At 67.6% G+C, this 11,761-nt stretch carries 10 protein-coding genes; 4 read left to right on the top strand and 6 right to left on the bottom strand.

Going from position 1 to position 11,761, the window contains the following annotated elements:
* Nucleotides 1-38: 38 nt before the first annotated feature.
* The 6 genes from nhaC to QLQ86_RS09955 form a co-directional block, all read right to left on the bottom strand.
* Nucleotides 39-1,487, bottom strand: a complete 1,449-nt coding sequence (gene nhaC, locus QLQ86_RS09980; protein ID WP_282737078.1) for a Na+/H+ antiporter NhaC — start codon at nt 1,485-1,487, stop codon at nt 39-41.
* A 260-nt stretch (nt 1,488-1,747) separates the two neighbouring features.
* Nucleotides 1,748-2,926 carry an acetyl-CoA C-acyltransferase gene (locus tag QLQ86_RS09975; RefSeq protein ID WP_282816796.1) on the bottom strand — a complete coding sequence of 393 codons (1,179 nt, stop codon included), beginning with the start codon at nt 2,924-2,926 and terminating at the stop codon, nt 1,748-1,750.
* On the bottom strand, nt 2,923-4,206 hold the full coding sequence (locus QLQ86_RS09970) for an ArgE/DapE family deacylase (RefSeq protein ID WP_282816795.1): 1,284 nt from the start codon (nt 4,204-4,206) through the stop codon (nt 2,923-2,925). The genes QLQ86_RS09975 and QLQ86_RS09970 overlap by 4 nt, the downstream gene beginning before the upstream one ends.
* Nucleotides 4,206-4,859: a 3-oxoacid CoA-transferase subunit B gene (locus QLQ86_RS09965; RefSeq protein WP_282816794.1), complete on the bottom strand. Its 654-nt coding sequence runs from the start codon at nt 4,857-4,859 to the stop codon at nt 4,206-4,208. Before QLQ86_RS09965 ends, QLQ86_RS09970 begins: the two co-directional genes overlap by 1 nt.
* Entirely contained in the window at nt 4,849-5,550 is a 702-nt protein-coding gene (locus QLQ86_RS09960; RefSeq protein ID WP_282816793.1) for a CoA transferase subunit A, read from the bottom strand. Before QLQ86_RS09960 ends, QLQ86_RS09965 begins: the two co-directional genes overlap by 11 nt.
* A gap of 6 nt (nt 5,551-5,556) precedes the next feature.
* Nucleotides 5,557-6,930 carry an aminotransferase family protein gene (locus QLQ86_RS09955; RefSeq protein WP_282816792.1) on the bottom strand — a complete coding sequence of 458 codons (1,374 nt, stop codon included), beginning with the start codon at nt 6,928-6,930 and terminating at the stop codon, nt 5,557-5,559.
* Nucleotides 6,931-7,036: 106 nt separating this feature from the next.
* Between QLQ86_RS09955 and QLQ86_RS09950 the strand changes: the two genes are divergently transcribed.
* From QLQ86_RS09950 to QLQ86_RS09935, 4 genes are all read left to right on the top strand, one after another.
* Nucleotides 7,037-7,948 (top strand): LysR family transcriptional regulator, encoded by a 912-nt coding sequence (locus tag QLQ86_RS09950; RefSeq protein ID WP_282816791.1) that lies wholly within the window; start codon nt 7,037-7,039, stop codon nt 7,946-7,948.
* A gap of 86 nt (nt 7,949-8,034) precedes the next feature.
* Nucleotides 8,035-9,066 carry a histone deacetylase family protein gene (locus QLQ86_RS09945; RefSeq protein WP_282816790.1) on the top strand — a complete coding sequence of 344 codons (1,032 nt, stop codon included), beginning with the start codon at nt 8,035-8,037 and terminating at the stop codon, nt 9,064-9,066.
* A 67-nt stretch (nt 9,067-9,133) separates the two neighbouring features.
* A complete protein-coding gene (locus QLQ86_RS09940) occupies nt 9,134-9,271 on the top strand; it encodes a hypothetical protein (RefSeq protein WP_282816789.1) in 138 nt (45 codons plus the stop codon).
* A gap of 192 nt (nt 9,272-9,463) precedes the next feature.
* Nucleotides 9,464-11,725, top strand: a complete 2,262-nt coding sequence (locus QLQ86_RS09935) for a putative bifunctional diguanylate cyclase/phosphodiesterase (RefSeq protein ID WP_282816788.1) — start codon at nt 9,464-9,466, stop codon at nt 11,723-11,725.
* Nucleotides 11,726-11,761 lie beyond the last annotated feature (36 nt).

Raw genomic sequence — 11,761 nt, 5'->3', positions numbered from 1 at the left:
GCACGGCGCCCCCTTCTTGTGCATGGTGCGAGTGTCGGTCAGCCGAGCTGCACTTCCTGCTGGCGGTAGGTGTTGACGTCGTTGCGCTCCCCCTCACGCCAGATGAAGAGGTTGAACATGGCGTAGAGCACGGCGATGACCGGGGTGATCAGGGCCAGGAAGGTCCATCCCATGTAGTCCCAGGCCGACACGTCCAGCACGCCCATGTAGTAGGCGCCGCCCAGGCCCCAGGGCACGAGGGGGGACGTCACGGTGGCGGAGTCCTCGCAGGTGCGCGAGCACACGGAAGGCAGGATCTTGAGCTTGCGATAGGCCGGCACCAGCATGCGACCGGGAATGATGATGGCGATGTACTGGCTCGCGGAGAACAGGTTGGTGGCGAGAGCGGCGAAGACGTGTGTCACGATCAGCCCCCGCGCGTTGCTCACCAGCTTGCCCATCCGCTCGAGCAGCACCTCCAGCATGCGGGTCTTTTCCAGCAGGCCGCCGAGGCTGAGGCCAATGAAGCCCAGCGAGATGGTCCACATCATCTCCTGCAGGCCACCGCGGCTCAGCAGGCTGTCCACCGACTCGACACCGGTTTCGGAGACATAGCCGTAGTTCATGAAGTTCATCATGTCGCCGATCCCCACCCCCTGGATCGCGACCGCCATGGCGCCCCCCACCAGGCTGCCGATGACCATGACGGCCAGGGCACTGACCCGGCGATAGGCCAGCACGAGCACCACCAGGGGCGGCAGGAAGGCGAGCAGGCCGACCGAGTAGTTCTCCTGGATGCCCTGAAGCAGGCGGTCGGTTCTTGAGGTGTCGACGCCGCCGCTGTCGAAGCCCATGCCGATGAAGAAGAACAGCGCCGCCGAAATGACCAGCGCGGGACCGGTGGTATAGAACATGGAGCGGATGTGATCGAACAGGTCGGCCTCGGCGACCCCCGCCGCCAGGTTGGTGGAGTCGGAGACCGGCGAGATCTTGTCGCCGAAGATGGCGCCAGAGATGACGGCCCCCGCGGTCATGGCGGCGGGGACGTCGAGGCCCGTGCCGATGCCCATGAAGGCGACGCCGAAGGTCGCGGCGGTGGTCCAGGAACTGCCCGTGACCAGCGAGGCAATGGCACACACGATCACGGCGGTGAACAGGAAGTAGGCAGGGTTGATCAGCTGCAGGCCGTAATACACCAGCGACGGGATGGTGCCCGAGGCGATCCAGCTGGCGACGAGGACCCCGACCATCATCAGGATCAGCATCGGCAGCATGGCGATCTCGCAGCCATACAGGATGCCCTTCTGGATATCGTGCCAGGTGAACCCCGACACCAGGGCGATGACGGCAGTGACCGCGATGGCGAAGATCAGCGAGATATGGGTGACCCAGTCTTCACCGAGGATGAAGATCTGGGCGAACATCATGAAGCAGAGAAAGCCGATACAGCTCACCGCCCCCAGGAACGAGGGGCGTATGGACGTATCGTTGGTTGTTGTATTTGGCATGTGGTGCTCCTTTCAGGAGTGGGGCATCACTGGCCGATATCGGGATCGGCGTGACGCGAGTTCTCGTGTGGTGACCGTTGGCGCCGTGAGGGGCCGCCGCCCTGGCGTGATGACCCTTTCCTTCGGGCCGCACGCGTGGCGCTTATGGCGATGGGGCTCGGCGCCGCTTGCCGGATAGTGGCGGGCCTGGTGCGCAGGAGAAGTCGGCTGGCGATGGCATGGTGGAATCCTCTTCTTTCTCGGTGGAGGCGCGGCGATGCTCAGCAGCGTTCCAGGATCATCGCGATCCCCTGCCCTCCGCCGATGCAGGCGGCGGCACAACCATAGCGCCCCTGCCGGTGCTGCAGGGTCCGGGCCAGGGTTCCCGCGAGGCGGATGCCGGTGGCTCCCAGCGGGTGCCCGAGGGCCAGTGCGCCGCCGAAGACATTCACGCGCTCGGGGTCGAGACCCAGGGTTTGCATGGCGTAGAGCGGCACGGCGCTGAAGGCCTCGTTGATCTCCCAGGCATCGATGTCATCGATGCCCAGTCCGGCGGCGCCGAGCACCCGCTCGATGGCGGCTGCCGCGCCGGCGCCCATGCGCTCGGGCGTCACCCCGCAGTCGACCACCTCGACCACCCGCGCCAGCGGCGAGAGCCCGTGCCGGGCGAGGGCGTCCTCGGACATCACCAGCGCGGCCCCGGCGCCCGAGGTCAGCGGCGAGCTGTTGCCGGCGGTGACCCGGCCGCCTTCGACGAAGGCCGGATCGAGACCGGCCAGGCGTTCCAGGCTGGTATCGGGGCGGATGTTGGCGTCGGCGGCGACCACCTCGCCGGCCGGGTTGGTCAGGGCCAGGCGCTCGCCATCGAACCAGCCGGCCGCTTCGGCCCGGGCGGCCCGCTGGTGGGAACGCAGTGCGAAGGCATCCATGGCCTCCCGGGTGATGCCGCTTTCCCGGGCCAGGCGCTCGGCGGTCAGGCCCATGTTCATGGCCACGCTCAGGTCCAGTTCGGCGGTGCTCTGGAGGACCTCGGGGACCGTCAGCACGCCTTCCTGAAAGAGGCTCGGGCCCATCGGCACCCGCGACATGTTCTCGACGCCGCCGGCCACGCCGGCCTGGATGGCGCCGGCCTGGATCTCGCGCACCGTGCCGCGCAGGGCCGCCAGGCTCGAGCCACACTGCTGGTCGATCTGCCGCGAGGCGCAGCCAACCCCTAGGCGAGAGAGCCACTGCGGATAGCGTCCGCCGAAGCTCCACTGCTCCTTGACCGGCAGCGCGCAGCCCACGCCCAGGTCCTCGATCAGGTCGCCCTCGATCCCGCGACGGGTCAGCAGGGCATCGATCACCTGGGCGAGCAGGGCGTCGCCGCGCTGGCCCGACCAGGCATCGACTTCGGGCTTGCGGGGATGGGCGCGGGTGAAGGCGCTGCGCGCATAGTCGACGAGATAGGCGGCGTTCATGAGGCGCTCCTAGGGGGGGCATCGCCGCTGCCCCAGCGGCTGATGAACAGGGCATAGGTGGTCAGCACCCGGCGGATGGAGTCGATCTCGACGCATTCGTCGACTCCGTGGATGCGCTGGGCGACCGGGCCATAGCAGGTGCCGTTGATGCCGCCGGACACATGGAAGGCGCGCAGGTCGGTGGTGCAGGTCGATAGGTAGTGAGCCGGCGGCTCACCGACCAGGTCCTCGTGGCAGCGCGACAGCAGTCGGATGCCGGGGGTCTCCAGGTCGACCAGGTGGCCCTCGGAGCGGAAACCGTGGAACTCGACCCGGGGCGCGGGCGAGCCGTCGTCCATCGCCTGGTGATGGTCGGCGATGACCTGGCGGACGCGCGCCATGACCGCGTCGGGACTGATGCCCGGCGGGAAGCCGACTCGGCCCTCGAGAATGGCGTGGGCCGGCACGCTGGAGGCCCAATTGCCGCCCTCGATCCTGCCGATGCTGAGGTTGAAGGGGTGGTCCAGGGCCGCGTAGGGCGCGGGGCGGGGCAGGGCATTGATCTCGGCTTCCAGTGCCTTGAAGGCCGGCAGGTAGCCCTGCAGGGTCTCGATGGCGTTGCTGCCGGCGCGAGTGTCGAGCACGTGGGCGGGCACGCCGTCGATGCGCATGCGAAACCACAGCACCCCTACCTGGCCGCTGTAGATCTGCGTGCCGAAGGGCTCGGGGATCAGCACGAAGTCACCGCTGTAGCCCTGATGCAGGCAGGCCAGGGCGCCGTTGCCGGTGCACTCCTCCTCGATCACGGTCTGAAGGGTCAGCGGGAAGTCGATCTCCACGCCGGCCTCGCGCACGGCCTGCACGGCCATCACCATGGCGGCGATGCCCGCCTTCATGTCCCCGGCGCCGCGGCCATACAGCCAGCCATCCTGCTCCCAGGGTTCCCAGGGGGGGCGTGACCACATGTCGGTGGGTTCGGCCGGCACTACGTCCAGGTGGCCGTTGAGCACCAGGTGGGGCCGTTCGGCGCCCGGGTTCAGCCGGGAGACCACGTTGTAGCGACCCTCGGTCGACCAGCGGGTCGGGACCCGGTGAGGGTGGTCGGCAAAGCCCGGCGCATCGAGGGCCACGCGCTCCACCGGCAGGTCGAGGCGCTTCAGCCACTGCTCCATGGTGGCCAGTGCCCCGTGCTCCTGGCCCAGCACGCTGTAGCCGCGGACCAGGTCCCGCGTCAGCATCAGGGTGTCGTCCATCAGGGCCTCGCAGCGCGCGAGGATGCGTTCTTCCGTGGCGTTGAGCATCAGAACCTCCCCAGCCGCTCTTCGTCGATGATCAGGTCGGCCTCGGTGGCCGCGCGCAGCGTGGCCACGTCGAGTCCCTCGGCGATGTCCAGCACCTCGAGTCCGGCATCGGTCACCTGCATCACGGCCTTTTCGGTGATGATGCGCGTGACGCAGCGCGGCGCCGTCAGCGGCAGCCGACATTGCCGCAGGATCTTGGGCTGGCCGTGCTTGTCGTTGTGCGAGCAGAGCACCACCAGGGTCTCGACCTTCTGGGCGAGCTCCATGGCGCCGCCGATGCCCGGGGAGAACTTGCCGGGGATCTTCCAGTTGGCCAGGTTGCCCTGCTGATCGACCTCGAAGGCGCCCATGAAGGTGACGTCCACCCGGCTGCGACGGATCATCGCGAAGGAGAGCGCGCTGTCGAAGACGCTGGCGCCGGGGCGCGCGCCGATGTAGGCGCCGCCCGAGTCGATCATCTCGAGGTCGGGCTCGCCACCGGCAACGAGGGGCTGGCAGCCCAGCACACCGTTCTCGGAGTGCACCAGTACCTCCATCTCCGGCGGCAGGTAATGGAACAGCCGGGTGGGCAGGCCGATGCCGAGGTTGACGATCTGGCCGGGAGCCACCTCACGGGCGGCCCGGGCGAGGATCCTTTCCTGATCAGATGACATGGGCGCGCCTCCCCTGCTCGCTGGTGGCTTCATCGACCCGCACGACCTGGCTCACGAAGGCGCAGGGCGTATGGATGGTCTCGGGGGTCAGGTGGCCGGGAGCCTCGACCCGGAAGGCCTGGGCGATCACCCGGTCGGCCGCCATGGCCATCAGCGGGTTGAAGTTGATGGCGGTGCCGCGGTAGACGAGATTGCCGTAGGCATCGGCCAGGTCGGCATGGACCAGGGCCAGGTCGGCCCGGATGGCGGGCTCGATGGCCCATGTCTGGCCATCGCATTCGATCTCGCGGCGCCCCTCGGCGATCTCGGTGCCCAGGCCGATATCGGTCAGAAAGCCGTAGTGGCCGGCGCCGGCACAGCGGATCTTCTCGGCCAGCAGGCCCTGGGGGTGCATCTCCACCGCCAGGCGGCCCTGGTTCATCTCCTCGATGGCGACCCGGTTGAGACCGATATGCGAGGTGATCAGGCGGTCGACGCGACCGGCGCGGATCAGCCGGCCGATGCCGATATCCGGCTCGTTGGCATCGTTCTTGATCAGCGTCAGGTGCTTCTGGCCCTGGGCCAGAAGCTCGTCGAGCAGCGCGAAGGGGGTGCCAGGCGAGCCGAAGCCGCCGACCATGATCGAGGCCCCATCGGGGATGGTGGCGATGGCCGCCTCGATCGTGGCGTGTTTCTGGTTAAGCAGTGTCATGGGGTCTCAGCCTGTGATTCCGTTGGCGGTAGCGGCGGCGATGTCCTCGATCAGCGGTGCCACCACCTCCCGGTCGAGCCGGTCGAGGGCACGGGCGAGCCGCTCGAGCAGCAGCTCCGTCTCGCTCTCGCTGATGGTGAAGGGCGGGCTGACCAGGAAGTGGTCGCCGGCCAGGCCGTTCAGTGTGCGCCGGGGGTAGATCAGCAGCCCTTCCGCCTTGGCCAGGGCCGTCACTCTGGCGAAGAGGTTGGCCTCGGCGGGGAAGGGCGTCTTCTCCACGGGGTCCATGACCAGTTCCACGCCCCACAGCAGGCCGAGACCACGCACATCGCCGATCCAGGGATAGCGTGACTGGAGCGCTTCCAGGCCCTGCCTGAGCTGGGCGCCCCGGGCCTGGACGTTGTCCAGCAGGCCTTCACGACGGATGGCCTCGACGGCGGCCAGCCCGGTGGCACAGGCCAGGGGGTTGCCGGCATAGGTATGGCCGTGCTGGAAGCCGCCGTTGGCCATCACCGTCTCGACGATGGCCTCGCGGCACAGCAGTGCCCCCACCGGGTAGTAGCCGGCCCCCAGCCCCTTGGCAGTGGTCAGGAGGTCGGGCGCCACGCCCCACTGCTGGTAGGCGAACCAGGTGCCCGTTCGCCCCACGCCACACAGCACCTCGTCGAAGATGAGCAGGCAGCCGAACTCGTCGCACAGTCGGCGAATACCTTCCAGGTAGTCCTTGTCGACCAGGCGTGCCCCGGTGCTGGCGCCGCCGACGGGCTCGATCACGATGGCGATGATGGTATCGCCGCCGGCCACCTCGATCGCCGCGCGGGTTTCGTCGAGGACGCGGCGGATATGGGCGTCACGGCCGCCGTCCGTCTGGCGATAGAAGTCCGGCCCGGGCACCTTGATGGAACCGGATGTGATGCTGACGAAGGGCGCCTCCAAGGGCTGATAGCCGGTCAGGCCCAGCGCTCCCAGGGTGCTGCCATGATAGGAGGGACGCAGCGACACGAAGTGGCGGCGCTGCGACTCGCCTCGCGCGACGAAGTACTGTCGGGCCAGCTTGATGGCCGACTCGACGGCCTCGGAGCCGCTCGAGACGAAGAACACCATCTCCATCTCGCCCTCGGTCATCTCGACCAGTGCCTCGGCCAGTGCCACGGCGGGCGCATTCTCGAACTGGGTGCGGTAGGTGAAGGCGACCCGGTCCAACTGGGCCAGCATGGCATTACGGATATCCTGCCGGCCGTGGCCGAGGTTGCAGGAGATGGCGCCGGCGCAGCCGTCGAGGTATTCCTTGCCTTGGGTGTCCCACAGGAAGACGCCGTGGCCGTGACTGACTTCCGGCATGGCGGGTCCGGCCTGGTAGAACAGGGGAGAGGTCGTCATCTTGTCGATCCGTTGTGGTTGTGTAGTCGGGATGTCGTCAGTCTAGGTAGCATCGACAAGTCATTTCAATATATGATGTTTTTAACGAATTCGATGAGTTTTAGTCATGACTGACGTCAACATCCACTCCCTCAAGGCGCTTGCCATCTTCAAGACGCTGTTCGAGGCGGGCTCCGCCTCGCAGGCGGCCAGGACACTGGGCATCACCCAGTCGGGGGTCAGTCGTTCCCTGTCCCAGCTGGAGCAGAATCTGGGGCTTGAGCTGTTCCTGCGCGAAAAGAACCGCCTGGTTGCCACCCCCGAGGCGCGGGAGCTCTATGAGGAGATCCTGCGACTGATGGGCAATATCGATGAACTGCGCCACAGCGTGCTGGCGCTCAAGGAGTTCGGCACCTCGCGGCTGCGTATCGCGGCCATTCCGGGGCTGGCGTTCGGCTTCGTACCGCGGCTGATAGCCGCGCTGCTCGAGGACAACCGCGGCTTCAGCATCAGCTTTGACATGATGTCGAGCCACGATGTGCTCAGGGAGGTGGAGTCCGGCCATGCCGATATCGGCTTCGTGACGCTGCCGGCCAGCTCTCGTGTGCTGCGGGTCGAGGAGTGGCTGACCACCCAGGCCCGCTGCCTGATTCCCAGGGGGCATCCCCTGGAGTCCCGGACAACGGTGACCGTCGGGGATCTCAAGGACGAGTATCTGGTGATCAGCAACCAGCCCAACGTCGGGGCCGACCCACTGCTCAACCTGGCCACCACCCACGGCATCCATATCGCTGGCAAGACCGAGGCCAATATCGGGGCCATCACTGCCCTGGTGGCCAATGGCGTTGGTCTCAGCGTGATGAATCCCATCACCGCCAGCGACCAGCTCTCTCCGCGGGACGGGGTGGTGATGCTGCCCTTTACCCCCGAGATCGACTTCAGTTTCGGACTGGTCTATCGCGAGGACTGGAAGCATGCCCGGGCCCTGGACTTCATCCGCGGCTGTGGTCGCGACCTGCTGCGGGACTATCCCGGTTGAGGTCCGTCGTTATGCCCTTCCGGGATATCATGCCGGCTGTGGCAGCACCCCCTCAGCCTCCCATCCGACGAGGTTTCACGAGCATCATGCATACCTTCCACAGCGAACTGACCAAGCGCCGCAGAGCCCGCACGGAACTGGATGGCGGCCAGCTGGTGACCCCCTACGAGTGCTCCGAGCGCGTCGACCTGGTGCTGCAGCGGGTCCGGGAGACCGGTCTCGGCGAGGTACGCGAGCCGGTCGTTCATGGACTCGAGCCCGTGCTGGCGGTCCATGATCGAGGGTATGTCGAGTTCCTCGAACACTGCTGGACGGACTGGGTCGCTGCCGGTCGTCAGGGCGAGGCGATTGCCTGGATCTGGCCCACCCGGACCATGCCGGGACGGGTCATCCCCGAGCACATCGACGGTCGGCTCGGCCACTATGCACTGGGAGCCGATACCTCGATCTGCGAGGGCACCTTCGAGGCGGCCATGGCCAGCAAGGACATCGCGCTCTCCGCGGTAGACCACGTGCTGGCGACCGGCGAGCCCGCCTTCGGCCTGTGCCGTCCGCCGGGCCACCACGCCGCGACCGACCAGTTCGGTGGCTACTGTTTCTTCAACAACGCCGCCATCGCCGCCCAGCGTGCGCTCGATGCCGGCCGGTCGCGAATCGCGGTACTGGACATCGACTTCCACCATGGCAACGGTACCCAGCAGATATTCTATGCGCGCGACGACGTGCTCTTCCTTTCCCTGCATGGCGACCCACGGCACTGCTTCCCGTACTTCCTCGGGCATGCCGACGAGACCGGCGAAGGGGCAGGCGAGGGCTTCAACGTCAACTACCCCATGGCGCCGGGGACCGGCTACGCCCGCTGGGTGGAGGCGCTGGAGGATGCCAAGGCGCGCATGCTCGATGCCGGCTGCGAGCTGCTGGTGGTCTCCCTGGGCGTGGATGCCTTCGAACACGACCCCATCAGTGCCTTCCGGCTCGCCAGCGACGATTTCACCGACGTCGGGCGTCGGCTGAGGCAACTGGGCCTGCCCACCGTCTTCCTGCTCGAGGGCGGTTACGCCGTGGCCGAGATCGGTCTCAATGCGGTAAACGTGCTGAGCGGTTTCGAGGGGGACTGAGACGCTCCGGCCTTCACTGATGGCATGCCCATTGTAAGGGGAGGGCATCCTCTGCGGTGCCGCTCTGGTGGCCGCGGTTCACCTCGACCATCTGCCGCATTTTCAGGGCAGGGACATCGTCGTCACCCCCCACGACAGCGCCGAACGCTACCTCTCTTCGGCGCTCTCCGAGGGGCGTTTCGGCGAGCAGGAGAGCGTGCAGTAGCGTCTCAACTGCCATGGCAGCCGTCGGCGGGCTTGGCGTTTAACCAGCGTGAGGCCACACTAGGGCCCGAAGCGGCCAGGAAAGAAGCATGCACGACGATCCAGGGTATAACGATGCCGTTCGGGCGAGGTGCGAAGCCGGTATGCGGTTCGCACGGATTGCTGGCGATTCCCTCCCGGGTGGCCCGCAGTGATGCGGCGATCGCAGCGGCGCATCGTGCTGCTGGCCATGCTCGGCATCCTGGTCACCGGTACCCTGGTGGGCCTTGCCTCCGCCTGGCCGCTGTTCCAGGCCCACCGCCAGGCGCTTGAGACCAATACCCTGGTCAGCGCCTCGGCCCAGGCGGAATCCCTGGAGCACCTGCTGGCACGCTACAGGGACCTGGCCAGGCAGTTCACCAGCCGCACCGAGATCCGCCGCCGCCTGGCACGCTATGCCGAGCAGGCACTGGATCGTCAGTCGCTGGTCGCCTTCACCACGCCGCGGCTGGTGGATGCCATGCTGCAGTCCCCCGGTCTGATAGGGCTGGTGCGGCTGGGCCCGGCGGGTCAGCCGCTGGTGACGCTCGGCCGCACGCCCTGGCCGTCGCCGAGCCCTGAGGTGATGGAGGCCACTCGCCCCGGCACCATTCGACTGGCCAGGCAGGACGATGAACTGCTGCTGGAGGTAGCGGCACCGATCATTTCCCAAGGCAGCGAGCGCATCGGCACCGACGTGCTCTATTTCGACCCGGCGGCCGTCACGGCGCTGCTCGCCGATACCACGCGCTTTGGTGGTGACTCCCGGCAGTGGCTGCTGGGGCCGCCCGGCGAGACCCTGCTGGCGCAAGGTGCAGAGGGGGCATTGACGCTGGCGGACTCGGCGCCCCTGGTGCCCGAACGGGTCCTCGAGGCCCTGGAGAGGGGGCGTGCCGGGCTGTTCCGCGAGGGCGGCTGGCGGGGTGACCGGGTAGTGGTGCATGTGCCCCTGGCCTCTCCCGGCTGGGCGCTGCTGGTGCAGATTCCCGCCCGGACGTTCTACGGCTCGGTCTACCAGGAGCTGCTCTGGCCCGCCATCCTGGTGCTGGTGCTGATGGCGCTGGGTGCCTTCGCCACGGCACGCACCATCAGTCCGCTGCTGTCACGCATCACCGACCAGGCCGGGCGGCTGCGCATCTCGGCCAGCTATGATCCCCTGACCGGCCTGCCTAACCGGGCGCATCTCAACCAGCGTCTGGACAGGGCTCTGGCGCGGGCCGACGAGGCCCATGGGCAGCTGGCGGTGCTGTTTCTCGACCTGGACCATTTCAAGGGCATCAACGATAGCCTGGGCCATCCGCTCGGGGATCGCTTGCTCCAGGCGGTGGGCCAGCGACTGGTCCGGGTGGTGCGCGACGAGGACGCCCTGGGACGGCTGGGGGGAGACGAGTTCCTGCTGGTGATGGAGCACCTCCACGAGCCTGCCGATGCTGGCCGGGTCGCACAGAAGCTGATCGATGCCCTGGTGCAGCCCTTCGATATCGACGAGCACGAGATCTACATCGGCGCCTCCATCGGCATCAGCCTCTATCCGCGTGACGGGCGTAGTGCCGAGGAACTGATCCAGCACGCCGACACCGCCATGTACGGCGCCAAGGCGCTCAAGCGCAACACCTGGGCGTTCTTCACCCCCGAGCTCGGCGAGGCGAGCCGCGAGCGCTTCGCCATGGATACCGGGCTGCGCCGCGCCCTGGAGCGTGACGAGCTGGTGCTGCATTTTCAGCCGCAGGCCAGAGTAGAGGGAGGCCAGGTGTTCGGGGCCGAGGCCCTGGTGCGCTGGACGACCCCCGAGGGCCAGCTGGTCGGCCCCGGGCGCTTCATCGCCCTGGCCGAGGAGGCCGGCCTGATTCATGCGATTGGCCGCTGGGTGCTGCGGGAGGCCTGTCACCAGGCGCGGCAATGGGAGCTCAGGGGCCTGCCGCTGCGGGTCTCGGTCAACCTCTCGGGGTTGCAGGTGGTGCAGGGTGACATCGTCGGTGACGTGCGGACCGCGCTGCACGAGAGCGGGCTGTCGCCTTCGCGACTGGAGCTCGAGATCACCGAGGGCTTCGTGATCGGTCATGCCGACGAGGGACTCGAGCGGCTTCACGGCTTGCGCCTGCTGGGCGTCGAACTGGCCGTGGACGACTTCGGTACCGGCTACTCCTCGCTCTCCTACCTCAAGCGCCTGCCGGTGCAGTGCCTGAAGATCGATCAGTCCTTCGTCGCCGATGTGCCAGGTGACCCTGATGACGAGACGATCGTCGCCGCTATCCTGTCGATCGCCGAGCGCCTGGGGCTGGACGTGATTGCCGAGGGGGTGGAGACCGCCGAGCAGCTGGACTTCCTGAAGGCCCTGGGCTGTCCCGCCTATCAGGGCGACTACCTCAGTCCGCCACTTACGGCCGAGCAGTTCGAGCACCGCTGGGGCGGCGGGTGGCTGGTTCGCGAGGCCTGAGCCGGGTGCCGCTTCCCGCGCGGCGCCCCGGTCGCT

Source organism: Halomonas rhizosphaerae (assembly GCF_030012485.1).
GTDB classification, from domain to species: Bacteria; Pseudomonadota; Gammaproteobacteria; order Pseudomonadales; family Halomonadaceae; genus Halomonas; species Halomonas rhizosphaerae.
The sequence above is the reverse complement of the archived record's forward strand: the minus strand, read 5'-3'. Positions and strand labels throughout refer to the sequence as shown.

Bases quoted from the DNA above. Each gene is read 5' to 3' on its own strand.
- nhaC (WP_282737078.1), bottom strand. From the start codon at position 1,487: ATGCCAAATACAACAACCAACGATACGTCCATACGCCCCTCGTTCCTG.
- QLQ86_RS09975 (WP_282816796.1), bottom strand. From the start codon at position 2,926: ATGAACGCCGCCTATCTCGTCGACTATGCGCGCAGCGCCTTCACCCGC.
- QLQ86_RS09970 (WP_282816795.1), bottom strand. From the start codon at position 4,206: ATGCTCAACGCCACGGAAGAACGCATCCTCGCGCGCTGCGAGGCCCTG.
- QLQ86_RS09965 (WP_282816794.1), bottom strand. From the start codon at position 4,859: ATGTCATCTGATCAGGAAAGGATCCTCGCCCGGGCCGCCCGTGAGGTG.
- QLQ86_RS09960 (WP_282816793.1), bottom strand. From the start codon at position 5,550: ATGACACTGCTTAACCAGAAACACGCCACGATCGAGGCGGCCATCGCC.
- QLQ86_RS09955 (WP_282816792.1), bottom strand. From the start codon at position 6,930: ATGACGACCTCTCCCCTGTTCTACCAGGCCGGACCCGCCATGCCGGAA.
- QLQ86_RS09950 (WP_282816791.1), top strand. From the start codon at position 7,037: ATGACTGACGTCAACATCCACTCCCTCAAGGCGCTTGCCATCTTCAAG.
- QLQ86_RS09945 (WP_282816790.1), top strand. From the start codon at position 8,035: ATGCATACCTTCCACAGCGAACTGACCAAGCGCCGCAGAGCCCGCACG.
- QLQ86_RS09935 (WP_282816788.1), top strand. From the start codon at position 9,464: ATGCGGCGATCGCAGCGGCGCATCGTGCTGCTGGCCATGCTCGGCATC.